Source organism: Thalassomonas actiniarum, assembly GCF_000948975.2.
GTDB lineage: Bacteria > Pseudomonadota > Gammaproteobacteria > Enterobacterales > Alteromonadaceae > Thalassomonas > Thalassomonas actiniarum.
Window position 1 is genome coordinate 4383142 of record NZ_CP059735.1, and the last position, 23720, is coordinate 4406861.

Consider the following 23720-nt stretch of genomic DNA (forward strand, 5'->3'; position numbering starts at 1 on the left):
CTCAGATATTATTTTGCATGCAAACTAAATTATTCAATATCACATAGAGGAATTCCTATGAACGCATTAAACCAGGTATTATATACAGCAAAAGCAACAGCAACCGGCGGCCGTGAAGGCAGCGCCAAATCAGACGATGGCCGCTTAAATCTGGCCTTGTCGACCCCGAAAGGCTTAGGCGGTGACGACGGTGCGGGCACCAATCCGGAGCAGTTATTTGCCGCAGGTTATGCCGCTTGCTTTATCGGCGCCCTTAAGGTCGTAGCCGGCAATGCTAAAATTCCCCTGCCCAAAGACACTTTTATCAATGCCGAAGTGGCCATAGGTCCTATTGCACAAGGTTTTGGTATCGCGGTGAAGTTGGCGGTTTCCTTAGCTGGCATGGACAAGAGCCAGGCAAATGATCTGGTTGCCCAGGCCCATCAGATTTGTCCCTATTCAAACGCAACCCGGGGTAATGTCGAGGTGGAATTAACGGTTATTTAATCTTCAAATAAGATTAAAACGGCTATATCGGGCGGCGCTTGCCGCCTTATACCAATTGCATTAAGTAGATGACCAAAATTCGGTGAGGATAAATTTTCAAGAAACCCCTTTATCGTTCCAGACTAAAGCTAAGCACCTGCATCCATGCAGGCAAGGCGTTTGATTGAGCAATAGCAAGCTATTGTGATTGAAAACAACGCAGGACTTGGAGATTTAGACCATCGAAGATGGTTAGATATTTAATAAAATTGGTATTATTTTTTAAGCTCTGGCAATAAACTGGCGCTCGCTCCCCTGGGCTGCCATATTCGATTGAAAGCCTCAAGGGCCAGCGGGACTTTATATCGATAAAGGATAAAAGCCTGCTAACACACTGGCGTTATAACGCCCTGAACATAATAAAACGCAATAACTGCTCATCAAACATAATGCGCTTATCAATAGCCTTGAGCCCCACTCTTTGCAGGGTTTTCAGCGAGGCAGTATTGTCCGGATGCACGGTAGAAAACAGGTATTTGACGCCGATTTTTTTCGCCTCGGCCACACGCAGTGCGGTAATTTGGCTATTGATCCCCCTGCCCCTGTAATCCGGATGCACCAGGGTGAAATAAATCATCGCACTGTGCTCGCCGGGATAGTCTAAATGGGCCAGGTAACCCGGCAACTCCCGTAAATGTTTAAGTACGGCATAAGCGATAAGTTGCCCGCCGTCAAAGACAAAAACCTTGGTCATCTCCTTGCCGAGTATCCCTTCAAGAAAGGAAGGTGTCGGCGGAAATAAATAAGGAGCAGCATGACTGGCTTCTACCCTGACGGTCAGGGCCAGTAAGGCATCTCTGTAGGATAAAGCACAGGTATTTTTGTCGATGACTTTAATGTCTAAGGCCACAAATAATGTCTCTGGAGCAGGTATTTTCAAGGACGCAATATAACATTTAACCATTTTATTTCAATGATTTGACATGATTAAGGCAATCACCGTAAGTTTCTGTGTTTAATCAGGCTTGTGGTGAGCAGCCCAATGTAAAAACATTGTTTATTTAGGTTAATATTTTGTTACATATATAAACTGTGCATTCCTTGACCTCTGCCGTATATTGTCAGTGCAAATAATAAACAAAAAAAGGAAGTGTCATGAAACTAAAACTAAATAAAAAACAACTGAAAAATCTTTCTAAAGACAATAAAGCATTGCCTGCAGCGATGACCCCCCAAGTAGGCGGTGGCCGCGGACCTGAGTCAGAAGCCTTCTGCCAAAATACCAATGATTACTGGTGCCAGAGACCTTCTTCACCTCTGGTAGGCTGTACGCAAATCGAGCGATGCCTTTAATGATTTTAAGCATATCAGGCAAGCAGTTTTTTAATGCTATCGGCTGATATCTTTACCTGAAACCTGAACGTAAAGTTAAATGCCGGCCCGGGCCGGCATTATTTTTCTACACAGAAACGAACAACCTTTTCCAAAAGCGCAGCAACGGCCAACAAAGCACATTCGGCTTTTGCACCGCCAACCCGATGTTATTTCCCTTGATTGGCTAACAGCCCCTGACTTAAAGACAAGATTTTCGATGTTACTTTTTGCACACCCGGCGCAAAAATAAAAGAGATCAGTGCCGCCGCCGGCCAGGCCAGGCTAAAAGCCTGCAGCCACCTTGAGGCAAATTGCTCGACCAAACCTATATTGAGCAAGGTGATCCAGCAGGTCATAAGCAAAGACAAAATAAATGACATCAAAACTGAAGAAAGCATACGCTGTTTCATAATAACTTCCACTTGCAGACTGTTTAACCAGTTTACACAATTGACGAAGTCATAACTATCAGCATAATATCAAATTTAAATTCCAAAAATGGAACTGTGATGTTAGATGATTTAGCCTTATTCGTGCACATAGCCAAAGCAGGTAGCCTCAACAAAGCGGCCTTACAGCAAGCCCTTCCCCCGGCAACGGTCACCCGGCGGCTGCAAAAGCTGGAGCAGCAATTAAAATGCCGCTTGATTAATCGTTCGGCGCGTCAGTTTAAGTTAACGCTTGAGGGGAAAAAACTCTTCGATGACTGCAGTTATTTGGTGGAATCCCTGCAGGAGCGGACCGACCTTTTTGAAAGCTCGGTGAATGAATTATCGGGAAAAATTCGCTTACTGGCGGCAACCAACCTTGCCATTGGCCCCCTCAACCAGGTGTGGTCGACTTTTATGGCAAAATATCAAGAGATTGAGCTGGAGTTTATCTTAGATGACAAAGTGGATAACTTTTTGGCCACCCAGGCCGACTTTGCCGTGCGTGTTGGTCCGCAGCAAAGCTCTGAGCTGTATCAAAAACGTATCGGCTCGGTTAAAACTATACTGGTTGCATCCCAATCATATATTGACCGCTACGGCATTCCCAAAACCCCCGAAGACCTGGACAACCACCTTTTTGTCGTCGGCTCTTACCTGAAAAACTGGCCGCTGCAAAATAAAGACGATAAGTCCCAGTTCAACTTCCACCCCGAGACTCCCAGGGCCATAGCCAACGAATTAAGCCTGATCAAAAAGTTAACCCTTGAAGGACTCGGCATTTCGCTGCTGCCGGTAAGCGAAATCACCCCTGAGCTGACCCGGGGGCAGCTGATACAGGTATTACCCGCCTGGGCCGGTATGGACAGAAACATCTATCTTATCTGGGGCAACGGCAAGTTACTGACTCGCAGGGCGAAACTGTTAATAGATCATTTAACGGCTTATGTGCAAAGCATGCCTGGCCTGCAAGGTCAGGTGCCGGATTTAACCTCTGCCTGATATTGTTGCCGGTGCTCATAACCCCCGACAATCAAAACACCGACTCAGATCCCCCGTTATTTACCGCAACAGTTTACTGCGCTCAATTAATACTACAGGGCGATAAAAGCTGACTACACTCTAAAGAGAAAGCGGACAATAAATGCTTGTTTATGCCATACCGGCGGCCTGCACCATCATTTAATCACTAAGGATCACCTGTCTATGTTTCATGCCCTCATTAAACGCCTGTTTCCATCCGCCGACGACAGCAACCAGCCCAATTTCTATTATTTTGAAGATACCCGGCCGGTTGAACAAGAAGAAGCCCCTGAAGCTACATCAAACGCCATCCATTTGATGTCAGCCGAAGAGGCACATCAAAAAGCCTTTTACGATGTTTTATTCGGGCAAAGCGAACACAGCGAGCAACACGATGAACTTTCTTTGTTCATCACCAAGAAAGTACAAAAATTACTGGAAATGCCGAAACTTATTTTAAAAGTTGTGCCCCTGTTGCCAGCCTCACTTACTAAGATCATTAGCCAGCTTAATGATGGTCACGCCTTTGATACCAATGCCCTGATAGCGCTGATCCGGCAAGAGCCGGTTATTGCCGCTAAAGTCATAGAGCTGGCAAATTCATCCTTTTATAATCGCAGCGATAAAGATGTCACCGATCTGAAATCCGCTTTTATGCTGCTTGGCCAAAACGGCCTGATGCAGGGAGTGATCAACGGTTTTATCAATAAACTCACGCCGCAGCCAACCATCTATTTCCAGCAATACGGCCACAAGATATGGCAGCACAGCCTGGCTACCGGGCAAATAGCCAAAGAAATCATCAGCCAGTCTCCCTATAAACAAGGCGCTGCAGAAGGCTACTTGATCGGTTTAATTTGCAACCTGGGCAATATGATTATTTTTCAACTTTTGATGGAAGCCTTCTCTTATACCCACCCCGACTGCCAGCCAAACACCTTTGCTTTTAAGAACCTGCTCTATGAAAATTCAAAAAAACTGACCACCCATATCGCCAGGTACTGGCATATGCCAAAGAGCATTTTAGAGACCCTGGTATGGCAGGAAAAAATATCCCAAGCTGCTATGCTCCAGTCGCTGTTAGCGGAGAAACCCATTGCCTGTTATATCTATGAAGCCAACATCATCAGCGAATTAATCATCCGCTTTGAGCACGGCGATATAGAACAAACCGCTATGGAACAGGCCAAAGAAAGTTTACTTTTCAGTGATGAGGCAAAGCAATACCTGGATAAATTCTTACAGGCTGAAACCGTGAGTTGCGATTAATATCCGATAAGTCACTTAACAACAAACAGGTATGTTCTTTATCAGGGCGAGAACATACCAAAACGTGCCGCTACCCGGAGGCTTTGCTTTCACTCCCCAAAAGCGCGTTAAGAAAAGAAACCGCCATATGAAAGCTGTCCCGGCGGGCAAAAAAGCTTTTATCTTCAAATTTAACCGGCAACAGCTCTAACCAACGGGCACATACCCAGTCGGCACGCTCGAAATAGCAGGTAGGATACAGCTGCAGCAGGGCGTCATATTCGTTAAACAACCACTTTAACTGCTGCTGCAAAAAATGGCAGTCTTGCCGGTCGGCTGATTCCTGCCAATGCTCCATGGGAGTAACCGTGCCATATAAAAGTTTATCGGCTTGTTTCGTGGTAGCCAATATCGACACCAGGCCCTGACATTTAACGGTAATATTAAGCAGGCCTTCTTCATCGCTGTCAAAATCGATAATATCCACCCAACTGCCCCACTTGCTCATGCGGGCATTCTCTAAAACATAAGCAATGACAAAGCCGTGGGTATTATTGACATTTTTCACCATATTCAGGTAACGCTGCTCAAATATCCGCAGCTGGGTGATGCCGCCGGGCAGCAAATAAACGGGTAAAGGAAAAACCGGTATCTTCATCATTAAAACCCAAGCCTTGCTATATTAAGCATACGAGTTTTTAGGGCAACCGGAGAAATAAATACTAATGATTACCCCCCCTCTACTTCCAAAGCATATTTTGCCGAGTACACCCCGTACATGCGGTTTTCTTTACCTATGCTGACGTGGTAAAACACCATAATCACCAGCAATTCACCGTGGCTGGGGTCTATTGCCAGGGAGTAGTACTTGGTAAAACGTCCGCCTTCGGCCATTAATACCGCCATACAGCCAGCGGAAATAGCAGAGGCTCCCCCAAGCCGGTATAAACCATCAAGAGTTGAGGTGGTAATACTAATGACGGTGCCGACACCGGGCAGCAAACCCGCCGGCCCTAAAATCCAGGGAATGGTATTACGTGCCGCCGCCCGCCGAAATAAATTGGCATAAGTATTCGCCTGGTTTCTGGTCAGTACTTTAGTGTCTACCGCTAATTTTTTATCGCTACTGAGCTTGTCATATTCCGACCTTGAAATAATGGCATAGATATTATGCGGCAGGCCTGTTAGTGAAATGCCGGTTTTAGGGAATAACACCGAAATTTGACTGCTAAAGCTCATGGGATCATTATCTTTAAAATAACCGCTCATGATATCACTCCTGCTGCTGCAGTGAGAGGGAGGCATATACTGTCAAAAAGCGTAGAAGGCTATCTGGACTGCGTCAATGCTACCGCCATATTTAACCAAGGCGAAAAAGGCACAGGAGCTTTACAATAGAACAGCGGTTGAGCGATACCCGAAAAATCAGCTGCAAGACAGTATTTCCAGGATAAAAACCGTTTATTTATCGAACAATTATGCTGTAATAACATCAGCCAAAAAACAGGCGGCACAAAGGAATAAAGATAAAGAGACGACAATAAAGCCAAGGTCAATTACCCGGCCCCGGCTATACTGAAAAACAAGCGAACGATAACTCAGTTTGAAAAGGATTTTGACATGAGTGAAATTATTCTCACCAACCAGCTGTTAAGCCGCCAGGCCTTTAAGGAACAATGCGGCATAGAGCTTAACCAGCTTAAAGATATTCATGGCCGCACACCGGAATTTGCTATTGGCAATACCCCTTACTTGCTAGAGCCTCCCTCCCCTGGCCATAACAATTCGAACGTGGCCGGGTTAAGCGCCCTGAACCAGCTTGCCCCTATGTATATTTCCCGGGACCTTGCTAATCTTTCATTGTCTATTGGCAGTGAAAATGTATTAGCCCTTGCTGAACTAAGAAAGAAACTATACGAGTTTGGTGTCGGTTCTATCGGGGCTTCCACCAGCTTTCACGGCGATCGGGTCAGCGGCTTCCTCAAAGCGGTACAAAACTACCAAGATGCTTTGATGCACTACCGGGAGGCTATCGAAGCCAAATCTCCACATAAGCTGGCGGCAGAGTAAAAAGTCAATCATGCATATAAGGAATTACAGACTAAATTTCACCATGAAATGGAGTCGGTTACGGCCCAGGTAAAATCCCGGCGCGGTACCGCGCTCAGCAACCTGGACAGAAGCAAAAATATCGTCAGAAGCAGCCGTAATGTCGCTAAGCTGGATGTTACCAGCCAGGCACAAGCCAGTGAGCTGGTTCAATTTACCAAATACACTAAATTGTTAGGTAATGGTCTGGCCGTTATCGACTTTACCAGCCGGGTAGGTAATATCCAAAATACTCACAGAACTGGTGGTAACTGGCACAGGCAGTTATTTATTGAGTCTAGTGGGTTTGCAGCTAGTGCGGCTATTGGAACAGGCTTTTTAAAAGCTGGTGGTTATGGACTTGGGTTATTAATGGTATCTACTCCCATAGGCTGGGTCGGTTTAATTATAGGAGGAGCTCTTGTTGTCGGTGCCGCTGCAGGTGCTTCAATGACCACCAACTATATAATTACAAATGATGCCGGTGGTATCTACGGTTCACTTATGAATTGGATTACTTCATCATGACAGAAAGACAAATACTGGTCGCTTTTATTATTTTACTAAGCGTAATTACCGGAATATTCTTCGTGCTATTTGGCCAGATAACGGTAAGAAAACTTAGAAAAAACCCTAAAACAAAGGATGTCCTCGGACTAGAGTTTATGAGTGGCTGGGATATCCTGAACGCGGCGCAAGCCTTGGCTATGCCGAAGTGTTGGAGTAAGAAATTAGAAAAAAGCCCACTTTCCTCTATCAACGCTGATTCAACTTTACTATTTGAAAATACTAATAAGTTTGACCGGATACTTGCCGCTATTTTTTATTGGTTATGGATGTTTACCGGATTTTCGGGTGCCATATTAATACTTATGAATACCTTTGGTTTCTTTGATTAAGGCATAAAATATGACAGGACTTTAACATTACTACATTGATAGCCAATAAAGTTAGTGACTCAAATGAATAATGCGACTTTAACTTTAGGGATAATACTTTGCTGTACGATAATATCATGGATACTTTTCATTCTTTTCGGACAGCTAACTGTTAAAAAGTTAATAAAAAATCCAGAGACAAAACATGAATTAGGCATGGAGCTTGTCAGTGGCCGGGACATTATCAATGTTGCCCAATCTCTTGCTTTACCAATCGCACTGATAAGGAAGTTTAAAAGAACACAAATGTCTTTCTTTTACTCCGATGCTGATTTGCTCATAAAACATACCAGCAAATTCGATCGCATTTTAGCTAAAATGTTTTATTGGACGTTTACGATAACAGGCATACTAATCGTAACTTGGGTTTGCTTAGTGACAACAGGTCTACTGGAATAAATCAGCTTGTGAAGCAGCTTTCATACATCAGGTACCGGTGATGAGCACATTTTCAAAGTTACTAGCTTTTGATGCTATCTTTATATTTTTGGCTTGTATCTTATATGTTCTGTTCGGACAAATAACGGTAAGAAAATTAAGGAAAAACCCCAAGACCAAAGATGCCTTAGGCATTGAGTATTCTAGTGGCTGGGATATTATTAATGTCGCACAGGCACTGGCAATGCCCCGGAGTTGGAGCCGAAAATTAGAAAAAAGTCCGCTTTCATACCTTTATGCAAATTCAGATTTATTATTTGAAAATACAACTAAGTTTGATCAAGTGCTTGCCGCTGTTTTTTACTGGCTATTGACCATCTCAGGACTTTCGGCAGCATTATTACTGCTATTAAATGCTCTGGGATTATTGGATTAAAACATAAAGACGGTAGTGCTTTTACGATCCCACATAATTTTTTTACTGATGATCTCGCGCTCTTTACCCTATCTGCTCATTGTCATCTATGTCACTAAGTTACTGTTTAGTTGTTGTAAAAGCTTTATAATTACCGCTTAATGCTCCGTAAACCATCACTGTTAAGGCCAAAACATGAATACCAAAATATACAAAAGAGTACTGTCGCTCACAGGTGACTTAATGGCGGCTGCTCAAGAGCAAAATCAAAAGAGATTTGATGGTTATTATTCAGAGTTAAAAAAACTGTGTGAAGAAAATGAAAATACCGATAAAGACCATCCGGTACAGTGGGAAACGTTAGCTGATTTTACCGATGACTTAGCATTAGCGATCACCATTTATGAACAAGCTTTAGTTAAGGCTGAAGCGATTAACTCTAAAGATTTTTGTTCATCCATTGGCTTTTCAATCGCCTCTTTGAAAGTCGAGCTGGGGGATAAAACCGGTGCGATTGCGCATTTAGAAAAAGCTAAAGTCAGCTGCAATAAAATTATCGATAAAGAATTAAAAGCTGAGATTCATAACTTATTAGAAGAGTTAAAGAGTTCATAACAAAACGGTCCCAGATTAAACGCAATTAAAGGCCTGAAGTTTTGGTGCAGTAGCGAAGTAAGTGGTTACCTGTTGGAGTTGTCCCTTCATGAAAGTTATAACCACAGCGATTCTTTTATCGCCAACTTTATCAAAATCATCTGTACTTCCACACAAGCCATCTGAACAACTCATTTTGTCGGAGCTGGTATCACTTTGATAGTAGTTTTAACCGGCGCGGCAAAAGAAAGGCAGCATACCTTGTATGCTGCCTTGAGTTTTAGTGCATGAGCAAATTTACCCTGTTGTTTTACTGCGCTGAATTACTGTGAGTAATTTCAACCTTGCCTAATTGTGGGTGCCAAAAGCTACCGCCTGAAGTATTCAGTGGAAAAGTAACTTTCAGGTAACGGGCATTTTGCGCAATACCGCTAGCGCTATAAGTGACAGTTTCCCAATTACCGGCATTCACGCCTGCGTTATTTACCGTGGCATTATAAGTGCTGTAATTAATACCATCGCTTGATAAAGCTATGGTGAAATCACCAACATTGTCGGTGCGCCAGAAATGGCTGGTCAAAGTAAAACCTGTGATACTGGCCTGTGTATCATACACCAGGTATTCACTGGTGTTTGAGCTGCGTTTGATCCGGCTTACATCATTATCAAAATAGTGCGGGTTGCTGGCATCCAGTGTCAGATTAGGCGAATGATTATTGATCAAAGTAAAATCAGCTAACGGATCCGTCAAAGTGGTAAGCACTTCACCACCGTCATACATCACCACATTAGAGTAGCCGCTGGCACCCGAGCTATTTTTCGCCTTAACGCGATAATAATAGTTGGTATTGGCGGAGGTATTATTGTCTGAAAACAACTTGGGAACCGTAACATTGTTATGGCTGACACCGGTCCAGTCGACAACATTTTGCACCATCATATCAGCGGCGGCGGTGCTGCCGTCGACTATGTTGCTGCCAACCACTTGCCAGCTGGCATTGTCTGCGGGTGTCCGGGTGCGTTCAATATCATAATGGCTGGCATTCACCACCCCCTGCCAGCGAATATCGCCAACATTGGTGACAGGTAATAAGGTTGGCGCAGAGGCCGGGGCTGAAATAGCGGGCTGTGCCAGCCCCTGAATTTCATAAGACTTTTGCCACACCAGATTGACCATATTAAATTCATCATAAGCGTTATTTTCACTGAAACCCGGCCAGTGATAGGCGCGTATGCCTTTCCATTCATCATGATCGAGGAAGCCGCCATAGGCGTCATGCTGTCTTAGGCTCCAGACCATAGCCCCCAATGCGTTTTCAGCGATAACTTTATCCAGGGTATCTCGTACCTGGTCCGTACTTTCCAGACCAAATTCACCGATAAAAAATGGCTTACGTCCGGCTACCCAGTTAAAGTCGCGATAGAAACGCTCGGTAAATTCGCCGCCGTAATAATGATTAGAAATAAGATCAACATTGGGATCAACAATGGCGGCTTCGGAAATATTGACATCTTTACCGTCTAATACCAGGTGATTGCTGTCGATGCTTTTAATATAAGCGGCCATTTCTGTAGTCCAGGCATCGGTGGTGTCTCTTAACTCATTGCCGGTTTCCCAGGCAAAAATGGCCGGGTCATCCTTATAAGGAATACCTGAAATGGTATTTACCCGGTTGAGCACATAAGAGACAATAGTTTTGTAATCCTGCTTCGCCTGGGCACTGCTCCACCAGTCAGCTGCGCTGATGCCGCGCATTTTTGCCAGATCCTGATAACCGCCCCAGTGAGACCAGTTGTCAATAAAAGGCAAGATAATACGCACACCATGCTGGTTGGCATAATTAAGCATGCGATCCATAGATACAAACAAGTCTTCGTCAAACACCAACTCGCCGTTACCATCAATATTAATATGTACCTTAGTGCGCTCTGGCCGCTGATCATTGAATATAGACAATACATAGGTGCGGGTAACCTTGGCGCCCATGGCGGCTATGGTTTTTATGGCATCTTCTTGTTCAAACGGGTCTATTACCCCCCAGTAGGGCGATTCCTGTACATGTAATTCAGGCACATTAAAAGAAACAAACTTAAATAAATCAGCGCCGTCATAAATGTTATTGCCGTCGCGGGTAATGTAATAATCAAAGCTGGTTTTAGCACTATATTGGGCTGGCACGGCTTTTGGCGCTGAGCCTCCAGATACCGGCCCCCCTTTTGCTATGTTGTCGCAACTATTGCCCGGATTGCTGACATATTTCAAAACCAGGTTACCTATTTGCGGATGCCAGGAACTGGCATCATCCGAGGTTAACGGATAAACCACTTTAATAAAATCGTAGCCCGGTGTTATATTCGCCAAAGCATAATCTACTTTTTCCCAGCTACCGTTACCAACACCATATTTAGTGTTATTAACATTTAGCGGCTGGTAGTTCACGCCGTCTTTTGACAGGTAAAACTCAATATCAAGCACGGTATTGTCGTTGCGCCAAAAATGGCTGGTGAGGGTAAATTCGCTGATATCCCCGTCAACCTTATAAATCATATATTCCTGATTTTTCAAAAAGCGCCATAACCTGGCGTCATCACCACCAAAATTGCCGGTATTGGTGACATCCCGCAGCAAACCACCTGAGCCATGGTACATCTTGTTGTAGGTTTCCATGCCATCGGTGAGAGTTAAGGTAGCGCCGGGCGCAGAAGCACAAGGGTCTACTGTGCCGTCGTCATAGTCGATGCTGATGTTACTGATCTGCGGATTCCAGGCATTGCCACCGGCAAGTACGGGAAAGATCACCTTTACATACTTAACGTCGCTCTGAGCAATACTGGCCGACAAATCAACCTGTTCCCAGTTGCCAGCGCCAACCCCCTGCAATGCTTTGCTAACGGTAAGGTTATTGTAGGAAACCCCGTCAGAGGAACCTTGTAAAATAAAGTCCCCGGTATTGGCTTCGGTGCGCCAAAAGTGGGCTGTTATCGCAACTTGGGAAATATCCCCTGTCAGGTTATAAACAACATACTCTGCACTATTGGTATTGCGTTTTATCCGGCCAGTATCATTGCCAAAATAACCGGCATTGCTGCTATCGATAGACAGATTACCGGATGACTGCGACAGTTTAGTTAAATTGTCTAAGCTGTCGCTAAAATTGACCGTTTTCGCATATATCGGGCTGGTATGTAAAAGACCGGCAAGCAGTGCGCTTAGCGCAACCCTCCTGCCTGAACTAGCCACACCTGGTTTGTTTTTTAAGCCTGTTATTGTGGTAGGGTTAATTTTGCACTTGTTGTAATCGTTATATTTCATTGGTTAACCTTATTATTTTTTAGCCTGCTCCTGAGCAGAGCAAACTAAAGGGAGGTTTTGTTTAATCCGGCGATAAGCTCAATAAGCTGTAAGGCCTTTATAAACGGTACTTTTATAGTTGTTATTCCTTCCTATACCTCGACCAGCCATTAAACAGAAAAAATAAACACTCTTTAAAAGCAAGTCTTAGTAGTCACTTTCGCAACGATTAAAATGTAACCGGTTACCACACAAAAGGCAACCGGTTACATTTTTGAGAGGAATGAAATTACCCCTGAATAAAACAATATTGCTGGGGCTTGTTTATCTTTGGGAGAGATTAAGGTTTTAAGCGATTTAGCACAGAACCCATGTTCAACAGAGAAGTGCGCCACCTATCATTTATTTCAGTTAATTTTGAGGTGTTTTATGGGACAAAAATAAGAGATAAAAAATAGTTTTGACAAGATTATAAATTCACGACTAATATATCCGTAACTGGTTACGGAGTTTTGAAAAATGAAATCATATAGCGAATTAGGTCATGTCGCATTAGGTACTGCATTGAGACATTTAGCAGCAGAAGTATCTAAAGATGCAGAAAAAACTTATGAAAAGTTCAATTTTGAAATTGACCCTAAATGGTTCCCTGTTTTTTATGTTTTGGCGTCTAAAGGTGCTGAATCAGTTGTAAATATCGCAAGAGAAATTAAACACTCACACGTATCCGTAAGTAAAATTGTTAAGGAAATGAAAGCTTCGGATTTAATTGAAAGTTATAAATCTTCTGAAGACTCTCGCGTCACTCTGGTCAAGCTAAATAAGCGGGCACAAGATATGATCCCTGCAATGCAGCAGCAGTGTGACGCTGTTGATTTAGCAATGAAACGACTAACACAAGAGACAGGCGTTAACTTATGGGAAGCATTAACCGTAACTCACAGGCATTTGAAGTACCACCCGATAAGTTCGAGAGTTGACGACGAAAGTGGTGATAATAATATCCGAATTGTTGATTATGCACCTATCTATCAAAACGCTTTTAAAGCATTAAATGTCGAGTGGATAAGCCAATTCTGGCAGTTGGAAAAACCTGACTTCGATGCATTAGACAATCCCGAAGAGTATATATTAAATCAGTCAGGAGCCATTCTCATCGCACTGGATAATAGCACTCCTGTCGGCTGTTGCGCGTTAATAAAAATGGATAATCACAATTATGAACTTGCCAAGATGGCAGTATCACCAAAAGCCCAAGGAAAAGGTATTGGTTTACTTTTAGGGCAAAAAATTATTGAAAGAGCCGGTTTATTAGGCGCTAAACGCCTTTATTTGGAAAGTAATAGCGTCTTAGCCCCAGCAATCAATCTATATACTAAATTAGGCTTTAAGCACATTAAAGGGGCAATATCGCCATATGAACGGTGTAACGTGCAAATGGAACTGCATTTAAGCGATGTGCAACCTCGGCAGGGGAAATAAGATGAAATTGAACAATTCAAGTCTTCATTATTACATCATGAAACATATCGTTAGCCTTGGCTATGCGCCAAAAATTCATGATATATCACAGCATTTTGATGTCTCAAAAACTGAAGTCATTAAAGCGCTAAAGGCACTACAAGATTATCACGGCGTAGTTTTACACCCGAATTCTTCAGAAGTTTGGGTAATGCATCCTTTTTCCACAGCCCCGACAAATTTTTGGATTGAATCTAAAACCGGAAGTTGGTGGGGAAACTGTGCCTGGTGTTCACTTGGTGCTGCCGCCCTACTGAAGCAGGATTTAACAATAACGACAACTTTGGGGGGAGAGTCCAGACAAATTACTATTGAAATTAAAGACGGACAAATCAAGAACAACAACCTATTTATTCACTTCCCTATACCTATGATTAATGCTTGGGACAACGTAACTTTCACCTGTAGTACCATGCTAATGTTTGAAACATCAAATGATATCGAGGGTTGGTGTAAACGCCATGCAATACCAAAAGGCGACATCCAGCCAATAGATAAAATCTGGGAGTTTTCTAAAGTTTGGTACGGAAACCATTTGAACTCGAACTGGGTTAAATGGCGTGTCGATGAAGCTAAAGATATCTTTCAGCGATTTGAACTTAACCACTCAATATGGAATATGCCCTCAAATGCCGGCAGGTTTTAGGTGAGACATAACAGCGTTTCCAGTTAACCTGGCTGATCAACTTTTTGTGTTAATGACTAACACACTCCGTATGTATTCCTTCCACATCCGGCTTTTTATTATGTTGTTCTATATATTAACAGCCATTGTAATGAATAAAAAACCAAGCGTGGACACCCGAACCTTGATACTAAAAATGGTCGTCATCGGTATCATTCAGTTTTGGCTGTCTCATATTAATTGGCATTAATTCTACGTATTGTTTTTTATCTTATTTTTCATTTAAAAGTGGGTGAGTTTTTAACCTGGTTCAGACCATGCTCACGATAAACTCACCCGCCCTATTTTGTGTAAATCTTATTTCACCTTACTGTTTACGCTTGAGAACTTTCCAGCCATCATGCAGCCGGTTTATTTTCTCCCGATAACCTATGGCCTGGTATTTAAGCCAAAAATTGACATGCCTGATACCTTCACTGGTATCTGGTGTAATGCACTCAGGCTCTTGGGCAACCGCAGCGAACGCATCAAAGAGAAAGGCGCATTCCTGACTGAATTGACCAAAGTCATCACAAAGATCAAGAAAATCACGCGACCACTGCTCCATGGTGACTTCCTGCTCAAGGGGAGCATCCTGTGAAGCATCTGTTGAGGTGGAAGGTGAGGTAGAGTGTGATTCAGACATAATACCAGCCCCTCATCAGTGTTAACTGCACACAAATATTGTCACCGTTACTGGTATTGGTGACAATAGCGGCATGAGTTGTTGGCGGATATTGGGGGGTTGGTATATTTTCTGTTAAAGAAACTTTAACCGAGTGAAACTCTGGCATATCATTAGGGTTAGCCATGATGGATACCTCTACAGTGTAGTATCTGTTGTGGTTAGCTGCCGCTGAGTGTTACAGCACTCAGGGGTAGCGCTTAATTGTTACCCGGCGCTTTGCCGGTTGTACAATTGCTCTTTATTAACCCTTCACGGGTAATGAAAAACACCTCCTCTGGTTGTTGATAAATTGTTGTTTAACCCTTTAAGGTATAGTACAAAACACTATATAAATCCACAGTACCTGAGGTGTTTTGGGCGAGAGTATTGGGGAAATAACTGACAACATCCTTCTTTAATAATCAACCTTATAAACAATAAGTTAGCTCTTCAGATTGTTGTATAAAGGTAAGTGAGATCAGGTTGATACTTGGCTTTAAACTTTCCCTTATTGCTAAGGCTCACCGCATGATTATTATGGTATGACCAATTCGTACGAATAGTTAATATTACTATAAAAATTCGCCATATATTTTTTAATGAATTGTAAAAATGAGTTATGACCCCATAACGAAATTAAAGGGTATTAATTTTTCGCTGCCCTACGTTGTTGTATTTTTAATTATATAAAGGAGTATAAAGTGACAAATCGTATTTTCGTTTCTTACAATTTCAATGACCGAGAAATAAGTCATAGTATTAAAAATTTTATGCAATCACATGGAGGTCCAGTAAGAGGTAGCTTTATTTTTGTCGAAAATGATGTTTCAGCCCACGGCGACACTGCTATTGATAAAGAAATTAAAGATGTAATGTCAGGATGTGATTCTGCTTTTTTTGTTGTAGGAGATAATAATCATAATAGCCCTTGGATCAATAGGGAAGCTGATCTTGCAGTGTCTAAGGGACTTAAGATCGTAGTAACTAATTTACCTAATACGTATGGTGGAGTACCAAACCTGTTGAGGCAAATACCTCATACAAAGGTAAAATGGAAAGGTTCCGATATAGCTGAAGAATTAAACAAGTAATACTGTATTAACTACTTTGAACATCCACAAATTGACACTTTTCTGATGCCAAGCCACTACCATAATAAAATAGTTTGTGGATGTTCTAGATTACATTTTAGGGAAATAACTGACGACACTCCTCTTTAACAATCAGCTTAAAAAACAATAAGTAAATTCTGCAACTTGTTATATACAGGTAAAGTGAGAGCAGATTGATACTTGGCTTTAAACTTTCCTTTATTTCTAAGGCTCACCGCATAATTGTAATAGCATGACCGGTTAGTGCGCAGAGCGGAAATTAACCTAAAAAATTTTCCCGTATATTTTCTAATGAATTATTTATGTCTGATTACTGAGAGTTCTCAGTAATAACTAAGTTTATCTGCAAATAACAATACAAAATAGACATTAAAGGTTTGAAGTTTAAGGATTTCGAGTTACTTTATTATTCAATCAAGTAGATGGGAATTACTGAGGCGTCTACGTAATAAGCTGTTACATTTCACAATCAACTAAGAAGTTAAAATATGGATATTAGAAGAGAAAATGTTCTCAAAGCAATAGCAGAAAGGTTTGCTACTTTCAGTAATGTTGTGACTATTCAGAACAAAGCAGGTTTTAATGATATCAATAAGAGTGCAGAACGATTATTTATTGACGTCCTAAATATAGCGTACAATTTACGACTGCGTGATATGAATTCAATACAGGATAATTACCCAGCAATAGATCTTGCGGATTATAGCTCTAAATTGTGTATTCAAGTGACTTCTGAATCGACAAACCAAAAGTTCAGAAGTACTGTAGCTAAGTTCAAAGACAAACAATTGGATAGAGAGTTTGATTCTTTGATGTTCCTTATTATATCAAATAAGGATCTTTGTACACTTTCTGATGATAAAATAGAAACAAGTGTTATTAATCTTAATGATTTGTATAAAAAAATTAGTACCCTAGAAGATAGAGATGTGTTTTATATAGATAGTTACTTGTCTGAAAACCTAGTTAGCCGAGTTGAACAAAGTGATAGCATCTTGCCATCTGGTTTAATGACTACCTACTCCACTCCGATACCAGATGCTTTTATCGCATTTTTGGGTTTAGAAAATGAATCTGAGTATATAAAGCTGCTTTTGGGTGATATTAAGTCATTAGCACAAATAATCTCAAACTTAACGAAGAACCAAAGGGAATACTTGTTTTATGTAGTTGCTCAAGGGCAATTTGCTACAGATATGTATGGGCATCAAGACGAAAATAATGTCGTAATGCCAACAAATCAAGTTGCTCAGGCATTTGGAGATTATGGGCATCAAATATTTCAAGTTCTGAAAGCTCAAGATTTATTGTTTGTTAATGAAGAATATGATCCTCATGGAGATGACAGGTACATAACAGTACTTGAACCATATTTTAGAGGTGAATTAGATGAGACTAATTTATTTTGTGCGATTAAACGTTTTTGCAACTCAGATATAAATAAACTTAGGCGTATCCTATTGGAATGCGATTTTTCGTGCTTAGCGTAATGATATGTAACAAGCAATTAAATTAAGATTCGCTCAAAGCTGTCACGCCAATTGCTGCGCAATTCGCTCGGCAGCTTTGGCTCACTTATTAATTGGGCGTTAATGTCCGCTTCTTGCTTCAAAGTAACTGCACATCACATCAATAATGGGGTGTAGCTAACTTCCGCTCAGTGGCAGCAACTGTCCTTTGGCTGTATTTGATGTTTTCAGAATTAATTAAGTTACTTGTAAGGTCGCTTCCGTGCGCAAAGAAGACGTTAATCACTATATAAGGATCAATACATTTTTTAATGTTTGAACTTGATATTTTAACTACCAATAAGCTGTTGTTATGAGGGACTAGCCAGGCATAGCTGTTTGTAGTTTTATTAAAAAAACCACCTACGTCCAAAAAATACATCTTGACGTCCAAATCGGACGTGGTATAGTCTAATTTTGACTCAGGAGAACTATATGATAACTTATGCAATTTGGAATAATAAAGGTGGTACAGGAAAAACAAGTCTAGCTTTTCAAACTATTAGTCGGTTTGCTGAATTAAATTCAGACAAACGCGTTTTAGTTATAGATATGTGTCCACAGGCTAACCTGTCCGAAATACTACTCGGTGGGCAGGAAGGTGGTGGAAGTAAAAACTTGCTCATGTGCCAAGGTCAATTACCGCGCTGTAGTATTGGTGGGTATTTTGATATACGCTTACCTGCTCCATTTTCATCACCAGATTTTGAAGCGAATAGCTTTATTACGACCCCGCATAGTTACAATCCATCAATTCCTACAAATATTGACCTAATCTGTGGCGACCCGCTTCTTGAACTCCAAGCCATAGCCATGAATACCCTTGCTAACGCAGACCTTCCTGGTGTAAATGCTTGGTTAGGTGTTATTGATTGGTTAAAAGATTTTTTAAATAAGGTGGATTATGACTATGTATTCATTGATACAAACCCTAGCTTCTCAATGTATACTCAGATTGCTTTAGCTGCGTCACAGCGTGTTGTTTTGCCTGTAATGGCTGACGACTCATCAAGAAGAGCAATTCAAAATGCTTTTTCATTAATATATGGTCTTAAATTACCTTCGGAGGTCTACGCCAAATATACATTTGCAAAGAAACTCAATGATGCAGTAAGAGAGTTACCGAAAATCCATCTTATTATCAAGAACCGATTGACGCAATACATGGGAGCTGCATCGGCGTATCATGCCGTATTAACAGGCATTGATAGTGATGTTACTGCTCTAATAAAGCAGTATCCACAATATTTTAACTTTACGGCTGTCAAAAAAGGAACCGTTGGGGTAAGAGATTTTGGAACTACTGGTATTGTTTCTTTCGCCCGGGGTTGTGCATTCTCTACAATGCCAACGGGAAAACTGACTATAAGTGGTCACCGTGTTCAAGTTAAGCCTGATTATCGAGATCAATCACTCGAAGCAATAGATAAAGTGGTATCTAAATTAATATGATTTTAAACCGTGAAGACCGAAATAGTTTTATTAAGCTTCTTTCGGTCTTCTGAATGATTGTGTAATTAGTGTTACTTGCTGATAGCTGAATTACCAATACAAAATTTAATTCGCACCAGCCTTTCGACTCAAACTATTAATGTCCGCAGTGTGGCATTAACTGGCCTAAGCGTTTCACCGCTTAGGCCAGAACTTCATTTTAAAACACCAATCTCAAGCGTTAAAGTTTTACCCAAACACTGGCAGTACCCGGTTCTTCACCTTTAGTCCACCAACCGGCCTGGTAATTGGCATTGTTATGAGAAACCTTATCGCCGCCATTATAGGCAAGATCTGAACGCCACGGACGGATCTGACCGTCATCAGGCACGACTTCTTCCCATGGACCGCCAAGGTCTGGTCTGTCTCCCTGAGTCCACCATTTGGCCCGATACTCTGTACCTTCATACATTACCGTATTACCGGCAACATAAATTTCGGAGGCTAACCAGGTAGTATTGCCACTGTCTTTGTTTTTCACGCTGATGGTAAAGCTGCGGCTGCTGGTCAGCTGACCGTCAGAGACATCAACACTTACCGAAAAGTCAGTATCGGCATCCACCTCACCCACAGACAAGCTGACATTCGCCCCGCTGCCGGTAATGCTTATGCCAACTGGCAGATTCCACTGATAGCTCAAGGTATCCCCCTGGGCATCTGTAGCAGTCACGCTAATATCTACCGAACTGTTTTCATCTATGCTGACATCGGCAATCGGGCTAACTTCAGGCGCGGTATTTCCGCCGGTATCAACCACAACAGTTACCACGGCGTCACGGCTGACAGTGGCTTTTCCGTCTGAAACCACAGCACTGATCACATAATCCGTGGTTTGCGCCGGGGTTGGCGCGGTTAAAGTCAGGGTATCGGTATTTTGTCCCGTGGCATTAAACACCGGGTCTACCTGCCATTGATAGGTTAACGGGTCATTGTCTGCGTCGGTCGCCGTTACCGGAATGATTAAGCTTTCACCTGCGTTAACGGTAAAGTTAGCCGGCAGGTTCACTACCGGTTTGTTGTTTACCGGATCGGTACCGCCTCCCGCCAGTCCTTCATTCATGGCATTAAGAATATCGCCGTTGTCAGCATCAATTTCCCAGCCGAACAAACCGGCAAAGTTATGCTGCCTGACATATTGGCCTTTTACTTTTACCGAGCGCGGGTTGTCATAGGTGATAAGTTTGCCTGAAGTGCGGTTCCAAACATAGGCCGCTTCAGCCTGTTCGTCATAACCCACTTCAAAACCGTTAATGCCGGTGCCGCTGGCACCTATCATATTGGCCTTAACGCCTTTATAGTCAATAACACCAGCTTCCCATACACCCTCGGCATTAGAGCCGGTTAACTTACCATTGCCCGGGGCGGTCATAGGGTTATCGATATCGGTGGCATTTGCCGGAAGTACCCCTTCCCAGCCGCGACCGTACATGGCGGTGCCGAGCACAATTTTACTTGGCGAGACATTTTGCGCGAGCAATAACTGGGCGGCATGGTCCATGGTATAAGCCGGGCCTTTTCTCGGCTCGCCGTTATCATCCAACCCGGTACCGTCACATTCATCTGTGCTTAAATGCGAGCCGCAATAAACGCCGGTTTGATGGCCGGTAACATTATTCCAGCCGCCGTAGAAGTCATAGGTCATGGCGAAGATGTAGTCCATATATTGGGACGCCGCGGCATAATCGACATCTTCAATCTTGTCATAACCCGAGCCGATAGCCGAGGTCAGCTCATAGCTGCGTCCGCTTTCCAGTTCAAGTTCATCAAGCATGGCTCTGAGTTCCTGCATTAACGCCACGTAAGCCGCGCCGTCTGTGGCCGGATTGCCTAAGTTGGGATTAGCGCCGTCACCGCCGGGGAATTCCCAGTCGATATCCACGCCATCATAAAACTTCCAGGTTTTTAAGAATTGCTTCATCGAGGCAACAAAGGTGTCGCGGTTGGCTTTTTCGGTAAAACCATAGAAGGGATCCGACAAGGTCCAGCCGCCTACCGAAGGCAATATTTTTAAGTCGGGGTTACGCTGTTTTAACGCCATCAGCTGGGCATAGGTGCCGCGGATGGGATCGTTATTGTCTATACCCGGCAATGCTTTTTGCACCGCCGCCCAGGGGTCGTGGATCACCACTTCATAATCCTGCGAGTCGCCACAGGCAGTTTGCAGTGCGCGCCAGCTGTTACCGTTTTCCACTTCTTTTAACGACTCATTAGGGCCACAAATCGGGATAAAGCCGTATAACAAGTGGGTGAGGTTATCCACCGGGATATTGGTGACGTCAAAGTCGCGACCATAAATACCCCATTCGACAAAGTAGGCGCCAATAACGGTGTTGGCTTGTTTCGGATAGGTTTTATTGTTGGGGTCAATATCCATCACCAGGGGCGCTAAATGGCCGCCGTCAGTATCGGCAATCACAATATCTTTACCGGCGCTGCGGGCACAGTCGCTGCCCTCACATAAAGCCATGGTCAGGGTATGGCGGCCCGAGTCCTTATAAGGAAATTCAATGGTGCCGCTTTTAGTGCCGGCGGGCAAACTGCCTTCGTTTACCAAAACATCATCAAAATAAACCTTGTAACCGTCTCCGCCGGAGCCGCTCCAGGCATTCCATTTAATTTTAATATCCACCTGCTCTTTCGCTGTTACCAGCTGCTTATAAGAGCCGGTGCCGTCAAGTACCACTTCAACAAAAGAGTAGTTTTGCGGCTGCCAATCAAGGCTGGGGGTTGATGGCGCAGCCACTGCCTGTGCGGCGCTAATGACAGAAATTACTGCCCCTATTTTTACCCCGCTTTTTACCTGAGTAAAGGCCATACCTACTGCTGTGCTCAGCTTGTTTTTAATCACTCGTCCTTCTTTCATAGCTTCCTCTTTTTTATCCTGACCGACACTATGCCCGCCTTATGGTTATTTATTGTTTATGTTTATTGATAATGATGATTTAACGTTTTTCCCAAACATTTGCCTGTCCGGGGATTTCATTGAGGGTCCACCATTTCGCCCGGTAAACTTGTCCCTGATAACGAACTAAATCGTCGCCGACATATACCTGCTCGGCGCTCCACTGGGGAATATCCGGTTCAAGGGTGTTATTGACCTTAAGGTTAAAACTTTCACTGGCGCTAAGTTCACCGTCAGAAACCGTGACAGCAAGGCTAAAATCTGTGGTTTGTTCCACTTCGGGTAAGGTAATAGTGATGTTGGCACCATCAGCTACGAAGCTCAGCGGCGCAGGCACCTGCCAGCTATAACTGAGCTGGCTTTGCTGTGCATCTGTGGCAATAACCGTTACCTGTAGCGAAGTGTTTTCATCGGCTTGTCTGTCCGGCAGGTTTTCGATAACCGGCGGGGTATTTACCGGTGTCGCTGCCAGGCTCAGGGTAAAGCTGTAGTTGCTATCAGTGACCCACACCTGGTTCGATAACGGGTTATTGACATCAAAGGTAATATTGCCCGCACTGTCTTTTAGCCCAATTTGCAATACTTGGGGAAAGTCTGTCACCAGCTCGGCGGCAAAGGTTTGCTGCCATTGGTTAACATTGGCTTGGGTGACAGTGAAGGTGCGATTAATCAGCTCCTGGCCAGTGGCATCAAACAACCGGGCCCGGGCAAATTCACCCACAGCTCCTTCCTGCCCCTGACGGACAAAATAACCTATCGGCTGCCAGCTCACCGGAGTGGAATCACGTTTGATGTCGATATCCGAGCAGTTATAAAAACCTTCTCCGGCCACGTCATAACGCTGCCAACGGGTGTAAAGCACGGCGCGTCCCGAACGCTCGGCGGGAATATTTATCGACATCTCGTAATAGCTGTTGCCGTCGCTGTCTTTGCTTACTTCGATATCGTCGTATTCCTGCACCTTTTCTAAATCGGCCCAGGTGATCTCCTGGCTCTCAACCGGAAAATCCTGCCGGGTCAGGTAAAATTGCCAGAAACTCGGGTTATGCGGGGTAGTCGCCCGAAACCTGAATGGGATATTATTCTGCTCATCCGGCATCACCTCTGTTACTTGCCAGTGGGGCGATGGCAGGTTCATGCCGCCTTTTTCCTCGCTGCCGGCGGAGCACAAAAGCCCGTCCGGCACATGGGCCTCCACTTCGGCCTGGTTTTGATAATCGGTAATATTGACGGCAAACTCATGCTCCTGGACAAACTGCACATAGCCCGTGGCCAGGTAAGCGGCGCGGCATGCCAGGTTGGGAATGTTTTCTCCCGTCTCCGGCCACCAGTAACCTCCCTGCGCCTGACAAATCGCCTGGCGCGCTTTCGGGCTGTCAACATAGCCGTGACCATATACCGATAAAGGGGTTTGCAAGACCAGCAGGCCCAAGCCTAAAACAACCCCTTTGCTCAGTGCTTTTTGCGTTAAGGTGTTATTGTTCATTTTGCTTTCCTTGAATTTAGCCCGACCGAACCCGGACCTTCCCGGCTTTTACCGTAAGAAGGTCATTATTTCAGGAGTAAAAAGGCCGGGAGCTTTGGGCAGAAACAACGCTGTTTTATCAACTTT

The 23720-nt window shown here is 43.5% G+C and carries 24 protein-coding genes; 15 read left to right on the forward strand and 9 right to left on the reverse strand.

Features of this window, described 5'->3' with window-relative positions; translation table 11 throughout:
- Nucleotides 1-57 precede the first annotated feature (57 nt).
- Nucleotides 58-486, forward strand: a complete 429-nt coding sequence (locus tag SG35_RS19015) for an organic hydroperoxide resistance protein (RefSeq protein WP_044833575.1) — start codon at nt 58-60, stop codon at nt 484-486.
- 379 nt (nt 487-865) lie between these two features.
- Here SG35_RS19015 and SG35_RS19020 read toward each other — a convergent pair whose 3' ends face one another.
- A complete protein-coding gene (locus SG35_RS19020; RefSeq protein WP_160298321.1) occupies nt 866-1375 on the reverse strand; it encodes a GNAT family N-acetyltransferase in 510 nt (169 codons plus the stop codon).
- Between the two features lie 245 nt (nt 1376-1620).
- Between SG35_RS19020 and SG35_RS19025 the strand changes: the two genes are divergently transcribed.
- Nucleotides 1621-1818 carry a hypothetical protein gene (locus SG35_RS19025; protein ID WP_044833987.1) on the forward strand — a complete coding sequence of 66 codons (198 nt, stop codon included), beginning with the start codon at nt 1621-1623 and terminating at the stop codon, nt 1816-1818.
- Between the two features lie 188 nt (nt 1819-2006).
- On the opposite strand, the gene SG35_RS19030 is transcribed toward SG35_RS19025, so the two are convergent.
- Nucleotides 2007-2249, reverse strand: a complete 243-nt coding sequence (locus tag SG35_RS19030; RefSeq protein ID WP_044833988.1) for a DUF2798 domain-containing protein — start codon at nt 2247-2249, stop codon at nt 2007-2009.
- A 99-nt stretch (nt 2250-2348) separates the two neighbouring features.
- Here SG35_RS19030 and SG35_RS19035 point away from each other — a divergent pair, with 99 nt between their 5' ends.
- Nucleotides 2349-3269 (forward strand): LysR family transcriptional regulator, encoded by a 921-nt coding sequence (locus SG35_RS19035; RefSeq protein ID WP_044833989.1) that lies wholly within the window; start codon nt 2349-2351, stop codon nt 3267-3269.
- 204 nt (nt 3270-3473) lie between these two features.
- Entirely contained in the window at nt 3474-4559 is a 1086-nt protein-coding gene (locus SG35_RS19040) for an HDOD domain-containing protein (RefSeq protein WP_053043181.1), read from the forward strand.
- A 70-nt stretch (nt 4560-4629) separates the two neighbouring features.
- Here the strand turns inward: SG35_RS19040 and SG35_RS19045 are convergent, their stop codons facing one another.
- Both SG35_RS19045 and SG35_RS19050 read right to left on the reverse strand, forming a co-directional pair.
- Nucleotides 4630-5199, reverse strand: a complete 570-nt coding sequence (locus tag SG35_RS19045; protein ID WP_044833990.1) for an LON peptidase substrate-binding domain-containing protein — start codon at nt 5197-5199, stop codon at nt 4630-4632.
- Nucleotides 5200-5267: 68 nt separating this feature from the next.
- Entirely contained in the window at nt 5268-5807 is a 540-nt protein-coding gene (locus SG35_RS19050) for a hypothetical protein (protein ID WP_044833991.1), read from the reverse strand.
- Between the two features lie 351 nt (nt 5808-6158).
- On the opposite strand from SG35_RS19050, the gene SG35_RS19055 reads away from it, so the two are divergent.
- The 6 genes from SG35_RS19055 (at nt 6159) to SG35_RS19080 (ending at nt 8972) form a co-directional block, all read left to right on the forward strand.
- The gene (locus tag SG35_RS19055; protein ID WP_236702627.1) at nt 6159-6608 is read left to right on the forward strand and encodes a hypothetical protein; all 450 of its coding nucleotides are present in this window, start codon (nt 6159-6161) and stop codon (nt 6606-6608) included.
- A gap of 48 nt (nt 6609-6656) precedes the next feature.
- A complete protein-coding gene (locus SG35_RS19060; RefSeq protein WP_236702628.1) occupies nt 6657-7154 on the forward strand; it encodes a hypothetical protein in 498 nt (165 codons plus the stop codon).
- The gene (locus tag SG35_RS19065) at nt 7151-7525 is read left to right on the forward strand and encodes a hypothetical protein (RefSeq protein ID WP_044833993.1); all 375 of its coding nucleotides are present in this window, start codon (nt 7151-7153) and stop codon (nt 7523-7525) included. The genes SG35_RS19060 and SG35_RS19065 overlap by 4 nt, the downstream gene beginning before the upstream one ends.
- A 63-nt stretch (nt 7526-7588) precedes the next feature.
- Nucleotides 7589-7963, forward strand: coding sequence for a hypothetical protein (locus tag SG35_RS19070; protein WP_044834005.1), 375 nt, complete (start codon nt 7589-7591; stop codon nt 7961-7963).
- Nucleotides 7964-8003: 40 nt separating this feature from the next.
- Nucleotides 8004-8378: a hypothetical protein gene (locus SG35_RS19075; RefSeq protein WP_044833994.1), complete on the forward strand. Its 375-nt coding sequence runs from the start codon at nt 8004-8006 to the stop codon at nt 8376-8378.
- A 174-nt stretch (nt 8379-8552) separates the two neighbouring features.
- Nucleotides 8553-8972, forward strand: coding sequence for a hypothetical protein (locus SG35_RS19080; protein ID WP_044833995.1), 420 nt, complete (start codon nt 8553-8555; stop codon nt 8970-8972).
- Between the two features lie 289 nt (nt 8973-9261).
- Here SG35_RS19080 and SG35_RS19085 read toward each other — a convergent pair whose 3' ends face one another.
- Nucleotides 9262-12264, reverse strand: coding sequence for a glycoside hydrolase 5 family protein (locus SG35_RS19085; RefSeq protein WP_053043182.1), 3003 nt, complete (start codon nt 12262-12264; stop codon nt 9262-9264).
- A 498-nt stretch (nt 12265-12762) separates the two neighbouring features.
- On the opposite strand from SG35_RS19085, the gene SG35_RS19090 reads away from it, so the two are divergent.
- On the forward strand, nt 12763-13725 hold the full coding sequence (locus SG35_RS19090) for a bifunctional helix-turn-helix transcriptional regulator/GNAT family N-acetyltransferase (protein WP_044833996.1): 963 nt from the start codon (nt 12763-12765) through the stop codon (nt 13723-13725).
- Nucleotide 13726: 1 nt separating this feature from the next.
- Nucleotides 13727-14410, forward strand: a complete 684-nt coding sequence (locus tag SG35_RS19095) for an alkylmercury lyase family protein (protein WP_044833997.1) — start codon at nt 13727-13729, stop codon at nt 14408-14410.
- 346 nt (nt 14411-14756) lie between these two features.
- Here the strand turns inward: SG35_RS19095 and SG35_RS19100 are convergent, their stop codons facing one another.
- Together SG35_RS19100 and SG35_RS19105 are read right to left on the reverse strand one after the other, a co-directional pair.
- Complete coding sequence (locus tag SG35_RS19100) at nt 14757-15074, reverse strand: hypothetical protein (protein ID WP_152646690.1); 318 nt, start codon at nt 15072-15074, stop codon at nt 14757-14759.
- On the reverse strand, nt 15067-15240 hold the full coding sequence (locus SG35_RS19105; RefSeq protein WP_160298322.1) for a hypothetical protein: 174 nt from the start codon (nt 15238-15240) through the stop codon (nt 15067-15069). The genes SG35_RS19100 and SG35_RS19105 overlap by 8 nt, the downstream gene beginning before the upstream one ends.
- 556 nt (nt 15241-15796) lie before the next feature.
- Here SG35_RS19105 and SG35_RS19110 point away from each other — a divergent pair.
- The 3 genes from SG35_RS19110 to SG35_RS19120 all read left to right on the forward strand — a co-directional run bounded on the left by SG35_RS19110 (nt 15797) and on the right by SG35_RS19120 (nt 19167).
- Nucleotides 15797-16186: a TIR domain-containing protein gene (locus tag SG35_RS19110; RefSeq protein WP_152646691.1), complete on the forward strand. Its 390-nt coding sequence runs from the start codon at nt 15797-15799 to the stop codon at nt 16184-16186.
- Nucleotides 16187-16695: 509 nt separating this feature from the next.
- Nucleotides 16696-17697, forward strand: a complete 1002-nt coding sequence (locus tag SG35_RS19115; RefSeq protein WP_044834000.1) for an SMEK domain-containing protein — start codon at nt 16696-16698, stop codon at nt 17695-17697.
- Between the two features lie 453 nt (nt 17698-18150).
- Nucleotides 18151-19167 carry a ParA family protein gene (locus tag SG35_RS19120; protein WP_044834001.1) on the forward strand — a complete coding sequence of 339 codons (1017 nt, stop codon included), beginning with the start codon at nt 18151-18153 and terminating at the stop codon, nt 19165-19167.
- 220 nt (nt 19168-19387) lie between these two features.
- Here the strand turns inward: SG35_RS19120 and SG35_RS19125 are convergent, their stop codons facing one another.
- Both SG35_RS19125 and SG35_RS19130 read right to left on the reverse strand, forming a co-directional pair.
- Complete coding sequence (locus SG35_RS19125; protein WP_044834007.1) at nt 19388-22021, reverse strand: glycosyl hydrolase family 18 protein; 2634 nt, start codon at nt 22019-22021, stop codon at nt 19388-19390.
- Nucleotides 22022-22148: 127 nt separating this feature from the next.
- Entirely contained in the window at nt 22149-23594 is a 1446-nt protein-coding gene (locus SG35_RS19130) for a lytic polysaccharide monooxygenase (RefSeq protein ID WP_044834002.1), read from the reverse strand.
- Nucleotides 23595-23720: the final 126 nt, after the last annotated feature.